The sequence below is a fragment of the Dendronalium sp. ChiSLP03b genome, assembly GCF_034531165.2.
Classification (GTDB): domain Bacteria; phylum Cyanobacteriota; class Cyanobacteriia; order Cyanobacteriales; family Nostocaceae; genus Dendronalium; species Dendronalium minutum.
This window is the reverse complement of record NZ_JAVRBR020000140.1, coordinates 20,765-42,142: the sequence shown is the minus strand read 5'-3', so window position 1 is coordinate 42,142 and position 21,378 is coordinate 20,765. Positions and strand designations below refer to the sequence as shown.

Here is a 21,378-nt window from a genome sequence, read left to right as displayed (position 1 = left end):
TTGGAATATCAAAAATCAATATAAACAATTTGAATTTAAAAAGTATACATGAATTCTTTTGGAAGAATCCCCTTAGCTTGGTTGCAACTCACTCGCTATAAGCTGCGGCTTTTGGTAGCGATTGTAGGTATTGCTTTTGCGGCAATTCTGATCTTTATGCAATTGGCCTTTTTAGATTCTCTCTACGATAGCCAAACAGCACTACACACTCGTCTGGTGGCTGATTTGATTTTAATTAACCCTGAAATGAAGACTTTGGCTAACACCAGAGATTTTCCTCGGCAATACTTGTATCGCACGCTCAATTTCAGCGAAGTTGACTCTGTTAACTATGTGTATCACGGACAGCAGTCTTTCAAGTATGGCAATGTTAGTGGAGGAAAAGGAATTATTATCTTGGGTATTAACCCGGATAATTGCCCGTTTAAAATTGCCAAATTCGATCGAGTTGCTCATTTGTTGAGGGCTAGGGGTGTGATTCTATTCGATCGCAACTCTGACTTAAAAGAATATGGCAATATCTTAAACGATTTGGACTCAGGAAAATCAATTGCAGCAGAAATAGGCGCTCGGCAAGTTTGGATTAGCGGCTTAGTTGATTTTGCGGGTGCATCTTTTGCCGATGATGGCAATGTAATTACCAGCAGTGCGACTTTTAATTATTTATTACCCGAACGTTCTGCAAACAATATTACCATTGGGTTGGTAAACCTTAAACCTGGTGTCGATCGAAAAGCGATCGCCAAAAAAATCAGCACTCAACTTCCCGCTAATGTTCGAGTAATGACACGGCAAGAATTTATTGACTATGAAAAACATTATTGGGCTACCAGCGCTCCTATTGGATTTGTATTTAGTACGGGAGTCTTCGTTGGTTTTTTAGTAGGTGTGATTATTGTCTATCAAATTCTATATGGCGAAGTCTCAGATCATTTACCAGACTATGCTGTTCTCAAAGCCAGAGGCTATAAACATCGTTATTTTTTAAACGTTTTGTTTCAAGAAGCACTTATCTTAGCAGTATTAGGTTATATTCCTGGGCTAATCGTTTCTATAGGATTGTATGAAATTGTCAAAGAAGCAACCGCTTTGCCTATGTACATGACGTTTCCCCGAGCATCATTAGTACTTTTACTAACTATTATTATGTGTTTTACATCCGGCAGTATTACTATGAATAAGCTCAGAGATGCCAATCCAGCAGACTTGTTTTGAACAATCCCCAATCCCCATTTCTCGTGTCTACTCAAACAGTTGTTTCGATTCAAAATCTCAATTACTTCTTTGGAGAAGGCGAACTCCAAAAGCAAGTTTTATCTGATATTAATCTGGAAGTTAAAGCCAAAGAATTTGTGATTTTGACCGGGCCTTCAGGTTCAGGAAAAAGCACATTGCTCAGTTTAATTGGTTGTCTGCGTTCTGTTCACCAAGGAAGTCTCAAGATTTTGGGACAAGAACTCAATGGTGCTACCAAAGAGCAATTAGTCCAAATGCGTCGGAATTTTGGTTATATTACCCAATCAAGTAATTTGTTGGATTTCTTGACAGTTCAGCAGAATATTCAGATGTCATTGGAATTGCAGCCAGACTTCTCACCTAAAGAAGCTCGTGCAAAAACAGTAGCTATACTGGAGGCTGTTGGATTAGCCCAGAAGCTCGATGCCTATCCAGGAAATCTTTCTGGGGGACAGAAGCAACGCGTGGCGATCGCCAGTGCCTTAGTGACTAGACCCAAGTTAGTACTTGCCGATGAACCTACAGCATCTTTGGATAAAACAGCAGGACGCAATGTAGTAGCGTTGATGCATCGTTTAGCTAAAGAACAGAGTAGTGCTGTTCTGATTGTCACCCATGATAATCGCATACTTGATTTGGCAGATCGCATTGTAAATGTTGAAGATGGCAAGTTGGGTTTAGCTTTCAACCAAGAACTTTCACTGGTGTTACCTGGTTTTGATGATGCCTTGCTAGAAAAAGCAACCACTAAACCAATCCTGTTGACTTACCAATCAGAGGAAGTAATTGTTCACCAAGGCGAGCCAGCCAGTAAATTTTATATTCTTTTAGAAGGTGAAGTCGAAATTTTCCAAGAATCTCCTGATGAACCACCTCGCCTGATAAATCATCTCAGTCGTGGGGATTATTTCGGTGAAGTGGGCTTGCTTCGAGGCGGTAAACGTACAGCTACAGTACGCGTTGCTAAAAATTCAGAAGTTAAAGTGATGGTGATTGAGGAAGAACTGTTCCAGCTTTTCCTTGGGAACTCTGAATTAACCAAAGCTGACATTGTGCGTCGCTTGCATCAACGTGTGATGACAAGTCATCTCTCAAATGCATTGCCCAACGTCGATCCGTCCCAAACTATAGCAGTTGCCTCCCAAGCAAAGGTAATTAGATACGGAGCCAATTCTACTATCGTTAAACAAGGTGAAGTAGCTGATAAATTCTACTTGATATTAGAGGGAGAAGCTGAAGTATTTGTGGGCGATCGCCATAATGAATTAGCATCCTCTCAGATAAAAGCAGGCGAATACTTTGGTAATGCCCAGTTGGTTGATGGGCAAAAGTATCCGTTTACCATTCGAGCCGGAGCCAATACAGATATTGAGGTTATGGTAATCGATCGAGAAAGTTTCTGTAGCCTGATTTTAAAATCCAATACAAATCAGGATGTTGTTGCTTCTGTACTTCGCCATCGATTGATGAACTCTTGACCAAGCCTTCTGGGAAGGCTAAGGGCAGATGGCAGAGGGCAGAAGGGAAGAAAGATGTTTAATATCAAGTCCGGCTAATTATTTATAATTCACCGAATCTATGCAGAAGAGCAGCGAAAACCCCTCCCCTCTGCTCCCCTGCCCCTCTGCCCTCCACCTCGTACCTTTCTTCATCACCGAACTTGAATCGATGCTCTTACCTGTAACTTATTTAGGGTTCTCACTCGTTCGCTGTCATTGGGATTGAGACGAATTTTAACTTTCACAATTCTGACATCTGCTTTAGCAGAGGGATCGTCATTCACAATTCCTGGCTGATCGATTTGCAATCCAATGCGATCGACAACTCCTTTAATTTCCCCAGTGAACCCTCCATATTCGCTAACAATGATTGCGGGCTGATTTATCTTAATGTATTGAATATCGCTTTCGTAGACTTCAGACATAACATACATCTGCTGTGTCTGGCCAATGTCAACAATGCCACTACTGCCGACAACTTCACCTACTTTAGCGTTGACACTTAAGATTTGGCCTGCTACAGGTGCTTGCACATAGGTAGATTCCAGGTCAACTTTTGCTTTTTGTAATTGAGACAAAGACTCATTCAATTCTGCTTTGGCTACCAGGATATCTGTTGGCTTCACATGATTGAGACTTTCCAGAGTTGCTTGAGACTCTTTAAGACGCTCCTGACGCGTACTAACTTGTTCGCTCAGGTTTGCTTTTACTTCCTGTAACCTTTGTTTCTCAATCTGTACCTGCAAACGTCTGGTTTCAGTATCGGCTATGGAAACAGCGCCTTGTTGCGATAGAGCTTTGTACCGCTCATAGTCATTTTCGGCTTTGCGTAGTTCCACTTCCTGACGGGCAATAATAGCTGTTTGAACCTTTACGCCCTCAACTAACTGAGCTTTCATTTCCGCAACTTTCTTGCGTTGAGCCTCAATTTGGCCAAACTCTTCACCAGCCTGCACCTGAGCTAAACGCGATCGCGCTACATTCACTTTTGCTCTAGCATTTTCCACAACCGCTTGATACTGATTAAAGTTGTCCATAATCGCAAGGATTTGGCCTGCTCTAACCCGATCGCCTTCCTTCACATGCAGTTCAGCCAAACGCTGGTTAGAGGCTGGAGCAGACAGATGAATGATATCTCCTTGGGGTTCCAAGCGCCCCAAAGCTGTTACATGACTTATAGTCTGTTCGTGACTTGAGGTTTCCTGGAGGTTGTTTTGCTTGGTGCTTAAATATCCCCGTGAATTAAGACCAAAAATAGTACAAACAGTAACAACACCAATAGATAAAAGCAAAGCGATCGCTTTCATGTTAAGTATAGATTGAGCTTGGCTAGGTACTTATTTTGCCCATTATGTTTACGAGTTAAATATGTTTGGTGCAAAATATCGGTTGAAAACCTAATCCCCAATCCCTTTTATATCTTGAGATATTGCTGACAAAAGCAGGTTTTGATCGCTGTGTAAGAACAGATGGTTGCCAGGAAAAATTTGCAGCTTAAATGTGCTGCAAGTCTGGTTGCGCCAAGCCTGGAGATGTTCTTGAGTTATCACCTTATCCTGTACGCCTCCAAAAGCAGAAATTGGACAGTCTAAAGGTTCCTGCTGTGAGTAGGTATAATTTTGAGAAATCAAAATTCCTGCCTTGAGACTTGGTAGCAACAACCGCATCAGATTGCGATTTTGCCAAAATGATTCCGGGAAATCGAGCAGAGATGCTTTTTCTAGGGCTTCGGAGTCAGAGAGTTGAGTAACACAAGGATAGGGATGCGGTAGCTGGGGAGCCTGCAAAGCAGCAACGAACAGGTGGACGGGAATTTTACCAATTTCTCGGCGCAGATATCGAGCGAGTTCAAAGGCGATCGTTGCTCCTAGACTATGACCGTAAAAAGCAAATGGCTTGTCTAGATTGGGAAGCATAACACTTGCCAAAGTTTCCACCAGCAAGTTCAAAGCTTTGAAAGGTTCTTCGCTCAAGCGATCGGCTCCCCCAGGTAGCTGAACGGCACAAACTTCAATCTCTGAGGGCAGTTGCTTTGACCAGTCACGAAATGTGGAGCTACTTCCGCCAATATAGGGCAAACAGAACAGGCGCAAGCGGGCATTGGGATTTGGTTTGGGGAAGACGAGCCAATCAGCTACTACCGTAACCGAAGAGTTGGATTGTTGGGAATTGACTGCATTAGCGGCAGAAGTACCTGTCAATTGCTCAATTAGCTCTGTTGTTAACTGGGAAATGCTCAAACCCTGCATCAGTTTCATTGCGGGTACTTTCGCATCCATTTCGTTCTTGATGCGATTGCTGAGTTCCACTGCCATAAGGGAGTCAAGCCCGAGACTAGTTAGCGGTTTGGAGTTGTCCAGTTTGGCGGCAGAAGTTCCTAATACTCTGGCAACTTGTTCGAGTAGGCGAGACTCCAACAACTGTTGACGCTCTGCTGGTTCAACTGCCAGAAGGGTATTGTACAGTGAATCTACTTCACTATTGGAATTACTTGCTGCTTGAGAGACAGCTGCTTTGCTTGTTAGATAAGAGAATCGCGGCGATGTGCCAGCAGGATAAGCTTGATGCCATTGCTGCCAGTCTACTGGAGCCACTGCTGTCTGGACTGCTTCAGTTCTGAGCAATTCGCCCAGAATCTTCAGTGCTTGCTGTGACTGCAACGGTTTAAGTCCAAGTCGCTGGAAATGTTCCCCAATCTGCGGGTTCTGAGCAACGTAACCAACATCGGCAATCACTCCCCAGTTGACGGTCAGGGCTGGAAGTTGGAGGGTGTGACGGTGATGAGCTAAGGCATCCAGAAAAGCACTGGCAGCCACATAATTTCCCTGGCCTGGGTTGCCAATAGTTGCAGCAACAGAGGAGAATAGCACAAAGCAATCCAGAGGTGCATTCAATGTCTGGGCGTGTAAGTTCCAAGCACCAATAATCTTGGGACTTGTAACCTTAAAGAATCGCTCTGGGTTTAGTTGCAGCAATACAGCATCGTCCAAAACCAAAGCTGCATGGAATATGCCTCGCAACGGTGGCATGGATTGCTTGATATCAGTCAGAACATTAGCTACTTGGTCGGCTTGGCTTACATCTGCCTTTGCCACCACTACCTTCGCACCTGCTGCTGCTAAAGTTGCGATCGCTGACTGAGCGGCTGGTGAAGCGACACCACTCCGTCCCATCAATACTAAGTGTCTAGCACCGTTTTCTACTAACCATTTAGCCACCGCTAAACTAAACCCACCGAGTCCGCCAGTAATCAGGTAAGTGCCATCTGAGGGAAATGTCACTTTCTCTTCTGTTGCGGGAACCACCATTACATCTGATTCTTGTAAAGAGACAATAATCTTACCGATGTGTTTAGCTTGAGCCATGTAACGGAAGGCGGATTGCACCTGAGAAATAGGGAAAACTCGATGAGGTAAGGGGTGCAGGGTTCGCTCTTCAAAGAGTTTCATGACTTCGCCAAATAAAGACCCGGCAAACTCAGGGCGTTCTCGCCACAGTCGGTCTAAATCCACAGCAAAAAACGACAAGTTATTCTGAAAAGGTCGCAGACCCAATTTACTGTTTTCGTCAATATCCCGCTTGCCGATTTCGATGAAACGACCGTAAGCTCCCAAGACAGAAAGGCTCTTGGCGATCGCAGCTCCCGCTAAAGAATTAAGTACAATATCTACACCTTTGCCATCGGTGCATTCCATCACCTGCTCGGCAAATGCTAAAGACCGGGAATCCATCACATGTTCCACACCGATCGCTTGCAAAAATTCCCGTTTTTCGGGACTACCTGCTGTGGCAAAAATTTCTGCCCCAGCTTTTTGCGCTAGTTGGATTGCTGCAAGACCTACACCACCTGCTGCGGCATGAATCAGAACCCGATCGCCTTTACTGATTCGTCCCAAATAGTGTAGGGCATAGTAAGCAGTGAGGAAAACAGCAGGAATAGTGGCAGCTTCTTCAAAACTGAGATGTGCGGGTTTACGTACCACCAAGCGAGCATCTGTAATGGTGTGGGTGCTGAAGCTATGCGGAGCGCTGGCAATCACTTCATCGCCGATTTGAAATTCTGCAACGCCAGAACCAATTGCGGTGATTTTTCCGGCACATTCCAAGCCAAGCGATCGCCCGGAGAAATTCCCTTCTAAGTTCGCATCAGCCAACAAGTTCATTGCTTTAGCTACATCTTTAAAGTTAAGTCCCGTGGCGTAAACTTCAATCTCCACCTCTCCCATCCCAGGTTTTTGTCGCTCTAACTGCCGCAAAGTCAGGTTGTCTAAAATTCCGGGTTGGGTAGTTTCCAAACGGAAAGGTTGATTTCGGATTTGGGATTTAGAATTAATTTCTGCTGCTTGTATCCGCACCAGTCGGTGGACGTATCGCGCTTTACCTCGCAAAGCTATTTCATCTTCTCGCTCATCTGACCACAATTCGGCAAATAGAGAATCAATTTCTTCAAAGTTTTTGGTGGAGCTAATATCCACCCTCACACACTGAAGATTCGGAAATTCATTGTTAATTACCCGCCCCAGACCCCACAAGGGAGATTGAGCCACCGAGACGACTGGGTGCTGAGTTTCTCCCCCTGTCTCTTCTCCTAATGCCTGCACTCCTGTAGTAACAAGCACCAGACGAGGGTAACTCCCCACTCGCTCCAATGCTTGAACTAGGTGCAGTACGCACAGACAGCCAAGTTTCTGGGCTTGTTCGAGAGAAACAACGGTGGTTTCCTCGGCGGGAGGGATGTCGAGACTCCAGAGGTGAATCACACCACTCAAAGCAGGCTGACTAGTACTCACAGCCTCTAAGAGTTGCTGCATATCTTCTGGATGCTCTGGGCGAATCTGGAAAAAGTCAGCATCAAGGTGCTGGTAGTCATCTCCAGGCAAAATAAAAATGGGAGTTTGTGAGTATTGTTTGAGTTTTTCTGCTAATTGCTGCCCAATCCCAAAGCGATCGCTAAAAATCAGCCAAGTTCCTGGCTGTTGGGGTTGCAGAGGAATGGCAAACTCAGGTAGAGTTTCTGGCTGAACTTGAGGGCCTTGAGCCAAAAACACTGTATGCACCGGTTCAAAAGTCCCATCTGTATCGGAAATACCGTCTACCTCTGCAAACCCGACTTGAGAGAGTAAATCTCGCCACTTTGGTGCTGAAAGCAGTGGGTTTAGCGATCGCAAATCCAAATCGGAAAATAGCCACCAGCCTTTGAGCATTCCAAATACTAAGTCGCTCCAGTAGGGAGCATTTGTCAGTTCGATAAATACCAGCAAGCCCTCTGATGCTAGCAGCTGTTTGATATTCTCTAGGGTGGAGCGTAAGTCACGGGTGGCGTGCAATACATCTGATGCCAAAATCACATCGAAAGTATGGGCATCGAATCCCTGGGAAACTGGATCGGCTTCAATATCCAAAACCAGGCACTCAATAAAAGGATAATCGCTAAATTTCTGCTGGGCAGAGGTAACAAAAACTTGGGTCACATCTGTAAACACATATTCCGTCTGCTTGGCTGGTAGCTTCGGCAAAACGTAGGATGTCATTGAACCCGTACCCGCACCAATTTCTAATATTCGCAGCTTTCGCCCTTTTGGCAAGCGCTCTAGAGCGAGGGCGATCGCTTTTTGCACCAGCAGATTGTAGATGCGGTAATTAGGCGAGTCTTGGTACAGTTGCTCGGATGCTGTCAGAGAACCTTCCGGGAAAATCAGTTGCAGGGGATCGACTTCACCACGCAATACCAGAGTCAATTTCTCACCGCACCGTCGATGTAGCATCAGTTCGGCTTGATAAGCTGGAAATTGAGCAAAAAGCCCTTGCCAAATCTCCTGTGGTGCTTTAAATTCTGGATGGCGTACCTGCCATTGGTCATCTACGAGTTGCAGTACACCTTCTTGCTCAAGGATTTCCAGCATTCTACCTAGAAGACGGCGATGCTGAGGCACTACACCCAATTGCTCTGCTAAAGAATTCGTGCTGATGCGAGTCAGTAATTGAGGTTGCCAACCGAGCTGTCTAAGAGCTTGCAAAATGTAAGCGGCAGATAAAACATCTACTTGGGGATTTACCGTTTCGTAGTAATGTTTGCGTCCTAATTGCTTACTCAACCGAGCCGCTTCGCTTTGTAGACTGGCGGCGATTTGATGGGGAGAGGACAGATAATTAGCAGGCTGGCTGATTAAGGTTTGACCGAGGCGGGGCTGCAACTCCCACTGATATTCGTAGAGATAACCATCTTGTTTGGCAACACCTTCCTGTGCTTTGCCTAAAGACTGACAGCAGAAACCCTGAATTTCTACTAGCACATTGCCTGCTTCATCCAACAGGTGAATATCTCCGTGAATTTGCTTAGTATTTTGTGCAACCAAACGAGCGTGACTCCACACTTGCAGTCCGGGGCGCTCGTAAATGCGAAGTCGTTCGATCCGAGTTGGTAAGTAAGTGTTTTTGTCTGACACAGCGCCAATCAGAACTTGAAAGCAAGCATCCAAGATAGCCGGATGCAACTGGTAGTCCTTGACTTCTGGCGCTAAAGCTTCCGGAAGTTTGATTTGAGCGATCGCTTCTTTTTCACCACCCCAAAGTTGCTCTATACCCTGAAAGTTCGAGCCATATTCCAATCCCATGTCTTGGAACTGCTGGTAAAGAAGATTTTTGGAGATTTCGCTAGGGCAGCGGCGGCGAATCTTATCCAATCCAACCGCATCGGGTATATTAGTCTGTAGCTTGAGTAAATTGCCTGTAGCATGGCGCATCCATGACATTTGCTCGCCTTTAACAAGACTGTGGATTTCAAAAGAAGTTTGACCCTGGCGTTCTACGCTCAGCTGCACTGTAACTGGTTCATCAGCCAAAAACAGCGCCTGCACAAACTCAATATCTTCCAAAACATAACGCCCCTCACCGAAAATTTCCTTAGCAGCAGCCAGAGCCATTTCCACATAAGCTGCGCCTGGATACACCACAGATCCTTGTATGCGATGATCGTCTAAATAAGTCAGCGTCGCTTTGTCGATCGCTGCATTCCACAAGGGCTGAACTGATTCTAGACGGCTTCCTAGCAGGGCATGGACTGGTCGTCCTAGCATATTTCGTAGGTAGGTTTGTCCGAGCCTAGCTTGCTGGGATTCTTCCGATTCGTGCCAATAGCGATCGCCCTGCCAAGGATAAGATGGTAGGCGAACAAATTCACCTTGCGGATAAAGCCGATGCCAGTCAACCGGATATCCTAGCGTGTAGAGCTTGCCAAATGACCCCAGCAGCATCACCTGTTCTAATTCTTTACGCCGCAGGCAAGGCAGCACAGTTGCTGTTTGATTGACTTCTAAAATGTAGTTTGCCAGGACTGGATGAGCGCCGATTTCCAGAAACAGGTTATACTTTGCCTGCATCAGTTCCGCTACTGCTGTGGCAAACAGCACCGGATTCCTGATATTTTGCCCCCAGTATGCCCCATCCATTTCTGTCCCTGCGACTTGCTGACCTGTAACGGTGGAAAACAGGGGAATGACAGCTTTTTGGGGGGTAATTTCTTGTAAAGATTGGGCTAATTTTGCTTTTAAAGGTTCCATTAAAGGGCTGTGATAGGGCACTTCCACCTTGAGAAACCGACAGAAAATCTCTTGCAGTTCTAGAGAGTGGGCAATTTCTTCTAAAGCCTTGCTATCTCCAGATAGGGTGACGGAACTGGGGCTGTTGACAACTCCCATGGAAACTCGTTCTTGATATTCGGCTAAAACTTTTTCTGCTTGCTCTAAGGACAGCCCAACGGCTAACATTTTTCCTTGTCCGGCAGTAGTTGCTTGCAAGCGGCTGCGGTGGAAAATCACCCGTACAGCATCTTCTAAACTCAGAACTCCGGCAACGTGCGCGGCTGCTACTTCCCCGACACTATGACCGACGATCGCTTCTGGAATAATACCCCAATTGCGCCATAAAGCGGCGAGAGCGACTTGTACAGAAAAGATGGCACACTGAGCGATTTGAGTTTCGTTGATGCGAGAATTTTCCTCTGATGCCGTCAGTTCTGCCCACAACGACCAATCAGTATATTGCCCAAGCAATTTGTCACACCGTTGAATCGTTTCTCGGAATACAGGCTCCTCTTCTAATAGAGTCCGCCCCATCGCCCACCATTGCTGCCCCATACCGGAAAAAACAAACGCAAGTTTGGACTTGTGGGCGACAACACGACCCGCAGACATCCCCAAACGAGTTTCTTGGGCTAAAAAAGCTTCTAAGTTTGCTGTTAGTTCCGCTGGAGATGCCACTACTGCCAATCGGCGCTCGTGATGAACTCGGCGTAGGCTAGCACTATAGCAAATATCCAATAATGAGCGATCGCTTGTTGTTAAAAATTCTTTATAAGCTGCTGCCAAGTCTTGGAGTGCTTCCTGACTACGAGCTGACAGGGGCAATAAAAATAATTTAGGATTAATTTCGCTATTAGTAAGATTTACAGGTACTTCTGTGAGAACTGCGTGGGCATTGGTGCCACCAAATCCGAAGGAATTGATGCCAGCGATGCGTAGCTCGTTGGCGTTGGGCCATGGTTCTAAGGCAGTTGCCACGCGCAACCGCAATTCTTCAAAGGGAATTTGGGGATTTGGTGTTTGAAAATGTAAATTTGGCGGAATCTGACCGTGCTTGAGAGCTAAGGCTACTTTTACGAGTCCAGCAATACCCGATGCTGATTCCAAATGTCCGATGTTGGTCTTAACTGAACCAATTACGCAATAGTTTCCTGAGGGACGATTTTTGCCTAGTACGTTTCCTAGAGCGTTTGTCTCAATCGGATCGCCTACAGGTGTACCCGTTCCGTGAGCCTCGATATACTGTAACTGCTCTGGCAATACTCCAGCCTGTCGGCAGGCTTCTCGGATTGCTGCTTCTTGAGCCTGTCCGTTGGGAACTGTAATGCCATTGGTTTGACCGTCTTGGTTAACTGCGGTAGCTCGAATCACGGCATAAATTGGATCTCTGTCTGCTTGCGCTTGGGATAAAGGCTTCAAGACAACGATCCCAGCTCCTTCCGCTCGCACATAACCGTTGGCTCGTGCATCAAAGGTAAAGCAACGACCGTCGGGAGAGAGCATAGATGCTTTAGAAAATCCGATGGTTGTTTCTGGTTTGAGGATGGCATTTACGCCTCCGGCTATTGCCAGCGCCGACTCTCCATTCCAAATACTTTGACAAGCAAGATGGACTGCCACCAATGATGAGGAGCAGGCAGTGTCAACCGCCATACTTGGCCCTTTGAGGTTCAATATATAAGAGATGCGGTTGGCAGCAATACAGTGAACGCCGCCCAAATGTGTATAAGCGTTAATGGAATTGCGATCGCTAACATTTAATTGAATATGGTGGTAATCGCTACCCGATATACCAATAAACACCCCTGTGTTTGAACCAGCCAGACTTTCACTCACCTGTCCACCATCTTCCAGCGCTTCCCATACTACTTCTAATAGCAATCGTTGTTGGGGATCTATACAAGATGCTTCGCGCGGGGAGATCCCAAAAAATTGGGCATCAAATTTGTCTATATCTTCAATAAATCCACCCCAACGGGTTCTGATTTTGCCTGGTTTGGCAGGATCTGGATCGTAGAAATTGCTAAGATTCCATCGGTTTGCAGGCACTTGGGCGATCGCATCTACGCCATTTTGCAACAGTCTCCAGAAAGCTTCTGGGTTATTAGCACCACCCGGAAAGCGGCAGCCAATGCCAATTATGGCAATAGGTTCTCTATTCTTAGGTGTTTTCATCGTTTCTGAAGCACTCTGCGATAGGCCATCTACGATCATAAGTAAATCTTGATACCTCGATCATTCAAAATATTGGTGTAATAAGTAACTGAGTATTTTACTGGTCTTCTTTGTCGAGGATCTATTAATTTTTGATTAATTCTTGCTCTGTCATTTCTATTCCAATCCTTAAATCTTAACTTTAGAGGATGTTTGAAAAGTGAGGCATGTTGTAAAAAAGTTCACAAAGGTTAAGCTGATTCAGAACAGTTTCAAAGCAAGTAAATTTTGTCAATACCTCTAAAGTGCAGAAATGAAAAAGAGGTCACCCATGATGAAGGGCAACCTCTGCTTAATTTATCTCATCTTATGCGTTCGGTAATTTCGCAGATCGCAACTTAGGCAGATGCTTCTTCCAGATTGACTTTGACGACTTTATTCTTTTCTGCTTCAGTTTTTGGCAGTGTCAGGTTCAGAATTCCGTCTTTATATTCAGCAGTAACATTGGTATTTTGAATTCGAGCAGGTAGAGGAATTACGCGCTGGAATTGACCATAATGGAATTCACTTTTGGTAACACCCTTGTCTTCAGTTTTAGTTTCTTGCTTGCGTTCACCGCTTACACGAACAGTATTTTCTGTGACTTGTACATCTAGGTCTTTAGCTTCTAGCCCAGGAATTTCTAGTTTGAGATGAACGGCATCATCTGTTTCATAAATTTCAGCAGCCGGAACTCTGATAAAGCCTCTTTCCCAAGATGTCGCAGGTACTAAACTTTCTTCAAACAAACTATTAATTTGACGTTGTAGAGTGTCAATTTCTCTCCAAGGATTCCAACGAACTATTGCCATATCTCTTTATTACTTCATTTAACTTTGTGTTTACATTCTTATCTTATGTACGAGCGGATATATTGAAAATTCGGTTTTTAGCACCAATTTTATAATGATTACCGTCCTAAAAATACGGGTAAAACTTAGTAGAGAAAACTGAAATATAATCGGTTCGGTAAACACTATAAAAGTTTACTTGCAAGACTATATCTTTAGTAGGCAAATTATACGAAATAACAGAACAAATGCAAGCGATCGCAAATTTTATAGATAAAACCACAGCGTACCAGACCAAATAGTCCATCTACTTGAATTCTATCGCTGATGGAGTTAAATAGTAATTTAATATACAAATTTATTATGTAATTTAACATAAAACGTTTACCAAACATACTAAGAATAACCTCTTGAAAATAGGCACTCGGATTAAATCATCCAAGAATAATGAAAGATGTATTCTATACTAAGTAAATGGAGATTACAAATATTAAAGAGATGATGCAAAGATATTTGCTTAAGTAGTAAAAATACTATTAATTAAAGGTTTTATCTAAATCACGCGTGAGTAGACTCTACATTACACTCCAGGTTAGAAAGCAATATAAATTACAATTTTAATAATTTTCAATTCAGTATTTTAACTGTAGCACTATCCTTGAATGCCTGTGTAACATAGCACAATATCTTTTTATCACCTCAGCCATTGTGAAATCTATTTTACAGACGTACTTAGAACAAGAAATTTGGATATTAATAAGAGATAAGTGGTATTTTGCTACAGTGATTGGAGTTTGGGATGACTTGTTGTGGTTTAAACACAGAACCTACAACAAGGATACAGAGGAGGATACTCTGTGGGAAATGGTTGTCAAAATCAGTGAAATAATTGCTATTGATAAGGTTAAGTCTGTTGTGAGTAGAAAACCAGACGTATTTATGTCCAGACTAAGAGAAACCGATAAAGGCACAAATACTCATCAAGAACCTGAAAATTCATGAATTGCTCAAACTTGTAGTCTGATATTCGACACTTGCATATATTTATTTCAAGAGTTGCAATATTAGGAGTGATGCCACCGCAGCTAATTCAAGATTAATCTGCGGTGTCAGATAATTTTCTGTAGGGTTCGCCAAGCACGTAAGATTTGGATCGGTCGTTACACTACTAGTTTTCTTATTTTTAGCCAAAATGAAATTTAGTGGTGCAATATATTGCATCTTTTATATAGCTAAATTAAGAGGCGAACTATGTTTCCTTTTTGGGATAATTTCTGTTATGGCAGCGAACCTATTTCGCGTAAAGCTCGTCTAGAGCGTAAACTAAAATTCTTGACTTGGATGCGAGATGATTTAGAGTCCAAGCTGGCTGGCGTTAATGCTGCTATTGATACCATTCGCCAACAAATAGAACGCGAAGACACAGCTGCTTAGAATTTCATTTGGTAGAGAGACGCGCATGACGCGTCTCTACAAATTGCTTGTTATTTCTCACGATACAAGACAAGTAACTGAAAGTCGTGCAACATAAAATTAGTGTAAATATCGTAAATTATGGACGCTGCCAAACGCCTTGTTACTCTCAATCGCATCCGTAAACTCAGCCGTCTGATGGATACATCTATACGTATTCCTCTGCTTGGTTTTCGCATTGGATTAGATCCAATTATCGGATTAGTTCCTGGTGCTGGCGATTTAATCAGTACGGCGTTTTCGGCTTACATTATCTTTTTAGCTACCCGCTTCGGCATTCCACAGCGAGATTTAGCCCAAATGATTTTCAACGTCGGTTTGGAAACTGTTGTTGGCACTATGCCTTTAGTGGGTGATTTATTTGATGCTTTTTATAAGTCTAACATTCGCAATTTGGCAATTTTAGAGCAACATCTCATGGCAGTTGAACCAGAACTGGAAAAATCTGCATCTGAACTTTACTCTCGTGAGGTTAGCCAAGTTTAACAAGAAAGGCAGAAGGTGAGCCACTGCGGTGGACGGGTTCCCCGGCATAAAGCAAGTGGCGTTAGCGACGTTCGCGTAGCGTCTCCCCTTTGGGAGAAGACAGCAAGTGTCGTACTGCCTTCTGGAAGCGTGACTAAAGGGAACAAGAGAGTCTAGCGATCGCTTCGACGACATTAACTTTGATAGCATTAACTTGCTCCCTAAGTCATATTTGTAGTATCTTTTAGCATAGACAAGAAAAATATTGCTAAGGCAATCTCGATTACTAGGGCTATGCGAAAGCCCACCTTGGCGCAATCGCGTTTTAAAAAGCAACCAAGTTCAGATTATCGAGCTTTGCAAGTATTCAAAACGACTTCTCAAAGATTCTCTAACTAGGTTGCTAAATATTAAAATAAAAAATCAAAACGCCATTTTAACTAATATCCTCATATTAGGATTAATATTATTTAGCTTTTTTTCTATATCTGCATTTACTAATCAATACAGTATGAGTAATCTAGAAGATATTAGGACATTAGTTGAGAAAGCCAGAGAAGCTTGGGTTACTCAAGATGCTGATGCTCTAACACAATTATTTACATTAGATGGAGAAATTATTGTGCCAGGGCAAAGATGGCAGGGACAAGCAAGAATACGGGAAGAAATCGCTCATTTTGCTCAGCAGTATTCAGATGTGAAAATAGATATCCAGCGGATTTTGATTGAAAATAATCAAGCCGCGGTCGAGTGGTATTATGAAGACACAGAGAATGAGACGGGTTATCGTAATAAAGCCGATGACGTTATTGTTATTGATTTTCAAGATGGCCTTATTAGTCGATGGCGTGAATATTTCGACACAAAAACGCCAGCTAGTAAACAGCCATGATTGCGCGGATTGTTCATTATTATGGCTTCCCAATCAAGGGCATATAGTACTCGACTGATAACCGCTACACAACATTTATTAGCAATAATAATAGCGCTCACCTATAGTTATGTAAGCGCTACTTCTGATTTAATTCAGGGATACAAACAGTAGAAATGAATTCCCTGAGGTTTATTATAGGTGACTGCACTTCGATTTACTACACAGCACTGCTACGAGTTAGTAAGTTCCACAAGAACACTGCAATAAGTGCGCCAATAACCGCCACTATGATACCAGGAATACTAAGAGCAGGAGCAGTTAGTGCAAAGGTTCCTGTACTGAAGAAAACACCTAAAGTACCACCAACAAAAGCACCGATAATTCCTAATATGATTGTTCCTAGAATTCCACCGCCTTGATGACCGGGGTAGATAGCCTTAGCGATGGCACCAGCAATTAGACCTAAAACAATCCAAGCAAGAATGTTCATTGTAAGTTAATTTGGTAAATTTTTTCTTGAGCATATCTATATTAACAATTCATTTTTTGGTGTTGAATCTATCAAGAGAAATAATTATTTATATCCTTAAGGAATACTTTAATTACTATTATCTTTTTTGACATATATCCCATAGGAATGGATAACTAGTTAGAAAAAAGCTCCTAGTTGGTCTAAAACTAGGAGCTTATAAATTCATTGCTTGGTAATTGTAGTATGGACATTTATAATTATCTGTATCCTCTACTTGAAGAATTAAGCTGAGTTGAAAATAGGGAGGAGCTACTGCGTTGTAGAAGACACTGCACCTCACCAGTTATACCATTTCCCAAAAATAATGATACAGATCCAAACCCAGAAGCCTAGACTAAATGGGACTTTCTTAATTACGAATTACGAATTACGAATTACGAATTACGAATTACGAATTACGAATTGGTATTACCTGGAATAAAAGGTAATTTCTACTTTTGTATTATTGCTGTTGTTCCCGTTTAGCTTGCGCTTTCAACATTCGTTCCGTCAACTTGGCGTTTCTCTCAGCAATGTCTTCTCTACCCTGATATCAAAGTGGAATATCATCATAGTGGGGTGTACCGTCATCAATTAAGTAGCGGGAATGAGGATTTTTCGGAAAGCCTGATGCACTCCACCCACACAAATCACAAATAAAGCCGTCTGTTTAGCTGCTTTTAGCGCTCTTCTCGCTTGGGGAGATACTCTCACTAAATCTCCGCGTTCAATTTGCACAAGTTCCCCATCAATGAGTATTTCCCCTTGCCCAGAAACTACGATATAAACTTCTTCCTGTTCTGCATGGCTATGGGTGAAAGTGTATCCTTCATCATCTGGTAGCTGAATTAAACCAATGCCAACAGCGTGCAAGTTGAGTTGTTGGCGTGGACTACTTAGTTGAGGTAAGTTATCAAAGTCAAAGTGGAGTTTAGTAAAAACATTACTGCTAGTATCATCTTTATTCATTGGCATAAATATGTAAACAGACTCCAGCCAATTTTAACTTCTACATTTTGTTCCTTGGGGAGTAGCATCGGGATAGAAGGTAATTATTGCCCTTTGTTTCCTCACAAAAACTGTAGGAAAAGATTTTCCTCTTTCATCATCCCGTACATTATAAATGCAAGCGCCCTCTGTATTTCCTTGTCGTTTAAATGCTCTGGTTACGTCTAGAAGCATTTTTTCGGCGTTGCTGAGGTAGCCGTAACCTTTGAGCGTATCTGTTACTGTAAGGTTGTCTTGTTTAATTACTACACCCATCGTATAAATTACACCCGGAACAACTTCTTCTCGTTTCTGATTGTTTGGTAAACGTCCGCCAATTCCTTCATTTTGCAACTGTAAATATCTGCCGTAAAAATGTAAGCCACCAATATCATTTGCATTATATATTTCGCCACAAAAAATATGCTCAAATCCCCGACGTTTGAACCAAATATTAGTTAAATCTTCTAGGAATTGTGCCTTTTTCCAACGACCTGGAAGCAGTTCGCCACCACTACTTTTCTGAATTTTCTGCAAGACATTTGGGTAATAAGACAATAACTGTTTAAAATTATTAGCACTAACTCTTGTTCCAATCGGACCACAGAGTTTTAGTACAGCTCGATCGAAAGAATTTAATAGTGGTGGTGGTGGCGTGATGTCTATCTGCTGTCCTGCGGGAAAACCAACAGGTACAGGGTTATCTAAATTATCAAAAAATGGCAGTAGTTTGGTATCTGGCTGTGACTGCGCCTGAACAGAATTTTGTAAACCTAAGGAACAAGCTAGTGCTAGCAAAGTTAATCGATTTGCTATCTGTTTACATAGCTTCCTTGCACTGATTCGTTTCATAAATTTGGATGATTTGCTGAGATTAGTTTACGCAGAGGTCAGCGAAGTATAATTCTAAGTATTTAAACTTAGTAATAATTGCATGAGCAATGCAGGGAATACTGTACTTGTGGACTAAGTTGTCAAAAATGTACTAATTCATCCAGAATATACTGATGAAAATAGTATTCGACATGCACTTTATAGAATAAATTTATTTTTGAAAAGTTAACAATAGACTTCTTGCATAAATTAACTTATATCATTTTGGATTTGAGATTTTAGTCAAGCAGTACAATCTTAGAGGTCATCCGGTGCAAGATATTAAATTGCGTACAATGAAGGGAAAATTTATATACACTGCCTAGATAACATAAACATAGACGTTTTAGGGGTTTGCTAGTTAATATATAAATTTGATTAAAGACTAATTTGTATATATTTAAATTAAATTTGCCAAATATTTGTGCAATAACTTTAATAGTCAGTGAACAGAAAACAGAACTATAACTGATAACTGTTCACTGAATTATTTATTGCTACTAAACCTTTTTCAACCAGCTAAACATAGCACGTAAATCTTTGCCGACTTCCTCAATTTTGTGTTCAGCTTCTTGACGACGCATAGAAGTAAATCCAGGTTTACCAGATTGATTTTCTAAAACGAATTCGCGGGCAAATTGTCCAGATTGAATTTCGCTGAGAATCTTCCGCATTTCTGCTTTAGTTTGGTCAGTGACAATTCGAGGGCCACGGGTATAATCACCATATTCTGCGGTATTAGAAATGCTATCGCGCATTTTGGCTAAGCCACCTTCTACAACCAAATCTACAATCAATTTGACTTCATGCAGACATTCAAAATAAGCTAATTCTGGTTGATAACCTGCATCTACCAAAGTTTCAAATCCGGCTTTGATTAAAGCGCTCAAACCACCGCACAATACTGCTTGTTCGCCAAACAAATCGGTTTCGGTTTCTTCGCGGAAGGTAGTTTCGAGAACACCAGCACGAGTACCACCGATACCTTTAGCATATGCCATAGCGCGATCGCGTGCCCGACCACTAGCATCTTGATAAACTGCAAACAGTGCTGGTACGCCTTGTCCTTGTTCGTAAGTCCGCCGTACTATATGTCCTGGGCCTTTGGGTGCTACCATCACCACATCTACGTTAGCAGGCGGTACAACTTGCCCAAAATGGATATTAAACCCGTGGGCAAAGGCTAACACATTTCCTTCTTCTAGATTTGGTTCAATTTCGTTTTTGTAAATTGTTTTTTGCACTTCATCAGGTAACAAAATCATGATGAAGTCAGCAGCATTGGCTGCATCTGCGACATTTTTCACAGTTAACCCAGCTGCTTGGGCTTTTTCTGCTGACTTACTACCCGGATATAAGCCCACAATCACATTCAAACCACTATCTTTTAGATTGAGGGCATGGGCATGACCTTGAGAACCATAACCGATAATTGCAATGGTTTTTTCAGCCAAAAGGTCTAAATTGGCATCTTCGTCATAGTACATCCGGGCCATAAAAAGTATCTCCTGTCAGCAAGCATCGTCATTTATTGGCAGGCTTTTGATTGTACCCCAAATTGGGAAGCAGGGGGAGATGAGGGGGCAGAGGAAGCAGGGGAGCAGAGGGGCAGGGGGGCAGAGGGGAGAATAATTCTTAACTCCTAACTCTTGTACAGACGCGACGCCAGTCGCTACAACGGGGGGAACCCCCGCAACGCGCTGGCTCATTAATCGCGTCTGTACTCCTAACTAAATAATTACGTTGCCCGATCTATTTTTTGCACTTCTTCATCCGATAGTTTGACATTGATAGCATTCACTGAATCTTCGATGCTGGAAATCTTGCTAGCACCAGGAATCGGCAAAATAGAGGACGACTTGGAACGCAACCATGCTAGGACAATATTATAAACTGATACGCCTTTTTCCTTAGCTAATTGAGCGATCGCAGGAATATCTTGCAAATCCTGATGGCGACGACTACCACCAAAGGGACTCCAAGGCAAAAAAGTCAATCCTTCTTGTTCGCAATACTTCAACACGCCATCAATTTCTGGCTGTCTTTCCCAAGGGCTGTATTGATTTTGCACTGAAACAATATCTACTACATCCCGCGCCCGCTTAATTTGTTCGACAGAAAAGTTAGAAACTCCCACAAACCGAATTAAACCAGCTTCTACAGCTTCCTTCGCTGGTGCGAGTGATTCCTCAATTGTGTAATTGGAATCGGGGGAATGATATTGCCAAACATCGATAGGTTTAGCACCACCTAAAGCCTCAAAACTGACGCGAATTGTTTCGCGCAAATGTTCTGGGTTGCCATTGCGCGTCCAATTGCCATCGGGACGCATCAAACCACCCTTAGTTGCCACAACCACTTGGCTGACATCACCTTTGTAACTGGCCAGTGCTTGGTGAATTAATCGCTCATTGTGGTGTTTGTCTGATTCATCTTTGCAGTAGGAATCAGCAGTGTCAATGAATGTAATACCTAAATCTAAAGCACGATGAATAACTTGGATTGATTGAGATTCGGGAGGGCGATTATAAATTGACATCGGCATTCCACCCAAGCCAATGGCACTGACAAAGACACCCGTTTTTCCTAGCTGTTTGGTTTCCATGCTTCTAGCCCCAGTTTACAGCGTTATTACTCTTTATGTACTAACGGGTTAGATAATGTTTTGACAATTAGTCTGTGGGTAGGAGTTAGTTGTCAGTTGTCGTACAGACGCGATTAATGAGCCAGCGCGTTGCGGGGGTTCCCCCCGTTGTAGCGACTGGCGTCGCGTCTGTACAAGAGGCAGGAGGTAGGAGGTAGAAGTATGGATTCTTCATTTTGAATTTGGAATTTTGAATTGATTTGTCTGCCTCATCTCATCCGCCCCTCCTCCGCCCCTCTGTCTCCCTTGTCT

The 21,378-nt window shown here is 43.0% G+C and carries 14 protein-coding genes; 6 read left to right on the top strand and 8 right to left on the bottom strand.

The features are described from left to right. Window positions 1-48 precede the first annotated feature (48 nt). Both devC and RMY31_RS31890 read left to right on the top strand, forming a co-directional pair. A complete protein-coding gene (gene devC / locus RMY31_RS31895) occupies window positions 49-1,215 on the top strand; it encodes an ABC transporter permease DevC (RefSeq protein ID WP_322659926.1) in 1,167 nt (388 codons plus the stop codon). Window positions 1,216-1,238: 23 nt separating this feature from the next. Continuing rightward, window positions 1,239-2,714: a cyclic nucleotide-binding domain-containing protein gene (locus RMY31_RS31890; RefSeq protein ID WP_409879003.1), complete on the top strand. Its 1,476-nt coding sequence runs from the start codon at window positions 1,239-1,241 to the stop codon at window positions 2,712-2,714. A 173-nt stretch (window positions 2,715-2,887) separates the two neighbouring features. Here the strand turns inward: RMY31_RS31890 and RMY31_RS31885 are convergent, their stop codons facing one another. From RMY31_RS31885 to RMY31_RS31875, 3 genes are all read right to left on the bottom strand, one after another. Further along, the gene (locus RMY31_RS31885; protein WP_322659921.1) at window positions 2,888-4,042 is read right to left on the bottom strand and encodes an ABC exporter membrane fusion protein; all 1,155 of its coding nucleotides are present in this window, start codon (window positions 4,040-4,042) and stop codon (window positions 2,888-2,890) included. A gap of 90 nt (window positions 4,043-4,132) precedes the next feature. After that, window positions 4,133-12,490 (bottom strand): SDR family NAD(P)-dependent oxidoreductase, encoded by an 8,358-nt coding sequence (locus RMY31_RS31880; RefSeq protein ID WP_322659919.1) that lies wholly within the window; start codon window positions 12,488-12,490, stop codon window positions 4,133-4,135. Window positions 12,491-12,867: 377 nt separating this feature from the next. Continuing rightward, the gene (locus tag RMY31_RS31875; protein ID WP_322659917.1) at window positions 12,868-13,320 is read right to left on the bottom strand and encodes an Hsp20/alpha crystallin family protein; all 453 of its coding nucleotides are present in this window, start codon (window positions 13,318-13,320) and stop codon (window positions 12,868-12,870) included. A 687-nt stretch (window positions 13,321-14,007) separates the two neighbouring features. Between RMY31_RS31875 and RMY31_RS31870 the strand changes: the two genes are divergently transcribed. From RMY31_RS31870 to RMY31_RS31855, 4 genes are all read left to right on the top strand, one after another. Next, window positions 14,008-14,301 carry a hypothetical protein gene (locus tag RMY31_RS31870; protein ID WP_322659915.1) on the top strand — a complete coding sequence of 98 codons (294 nt, stop codon included), beginning with the start codon at window positions 14,008-14,010 and terminating at the stop codon, window positions 14,299-14,301. A 249-nt stretch (window positions 14,302-14,550) separates the two neighbouring features. After that, window positions 14,551-14,733 carry a hypothetical protein gene (locus tag RMY31_RS31865; RefSeq protein WP_322659913.1) on the top strand — a complete coding sequence of 61 codons (183 nt, stop codon included), beginning with the start codon at window positions 14,551-14,553 and terminating at the stop codon, window positions 14,731-14,733. 120 nt (window positions 14,734-14,853) lie between these two features. After that, window positions 14,854-15,258, top strand: a complete 405-nt coding sequence (locus RMY31_RS31860) for a DUF4112 domain-containing protein (RefSeq protein ID WP_322659911.1) — start codon at window positions 14,854-14,856, stop codon at window positions 15,256-15,258. A gap of 490 nt (window positions 15,259-15,748) precedes the next feature. Then, the gene (locus RMY31_RS31855) at window positions 15,749-16,129 is read left to right on the top strand and encodes a nuclear transport factor 2 family protein (RefSeq protein ID WP_322659909.1); all 381 of its coding nucleotides are present in this window, start codon (window positions 15,749-15,751) and stop codon (window positions 16,127-16,129) included. Between the two features lie 199 nt (window positions 16,130-16,328). Here the strand turns inward: RMY31_RS31855 and RMY31_RS31850 are convergent, their stop codons facing one another. The 5 genes from RMY31_RS31850 to RMY31_RS31830 all read right to left on the bottom strand — a co-directional run bounded on the left by RMY31_RS31850 (window position 16,329) and on the right by RMY31_RS31830 (window position 21,087). After that, window positions 16,329-16,601 (bottom strand): GlsB/YeaQ/YmgE family stress response membrane protein, encoded by a 273-nt coding sequence (locus tag RMY31_RS31850; RefSeq protein ID WP_322659908.1) that lies wholly within the window; start codon window positions 16,599-16,601, stop codon window positions 16,329-16,331. 615 nt (window positions 16,602-17,216) lie between these two features. Further along, entirely contained in the window at window positions 17,217-17,597 is a 381-nt protein-coding gene (locus RMY31_RS31845) for a cupin domain-containing protein (protein ID WP_322659906.1), read from the bottom strand. Window positions 17,598-17,624: 27 nt separating this feature from the next. Continuing rightward, window positions 17,625-18,461: an EndoU domain-containing protein gene (locus RMY31_RS31840; protein WP_322659904.1), complete on the bottom strand. Its 837-nt coding sequence runs from the start codon at window positions 18,459-18,461 to the stop codon at window positions 17,625-17,627. A gap of 521 nt (window positions 18,462-18,982) precedes the next feature. Further along, window positions 18,983-19,978, bottom strand: a complete 996-nt coding sequence (gene ilvC, locus RMY31_RS31835) for a ketol-acid reductoisomerase (protein WP_322659902.1) — start codon at window positions 19,976-19,978, stop codon at window positions 18,983-18,985. 242 nt (window positions 19,979-20,220) lie between these two features. Next, a complete protein-coding gene (locus RMY31_RS31830; RefSeq protein ID WP_322666411.1) occupies window positions 20,221-21,087 on the bottom strand; it encodes an aldo/keto reductase in 867 nt (288 codons plus the stop codon). Window positions 21,088-21,378 lie beyond the last annotated feature (291 nt).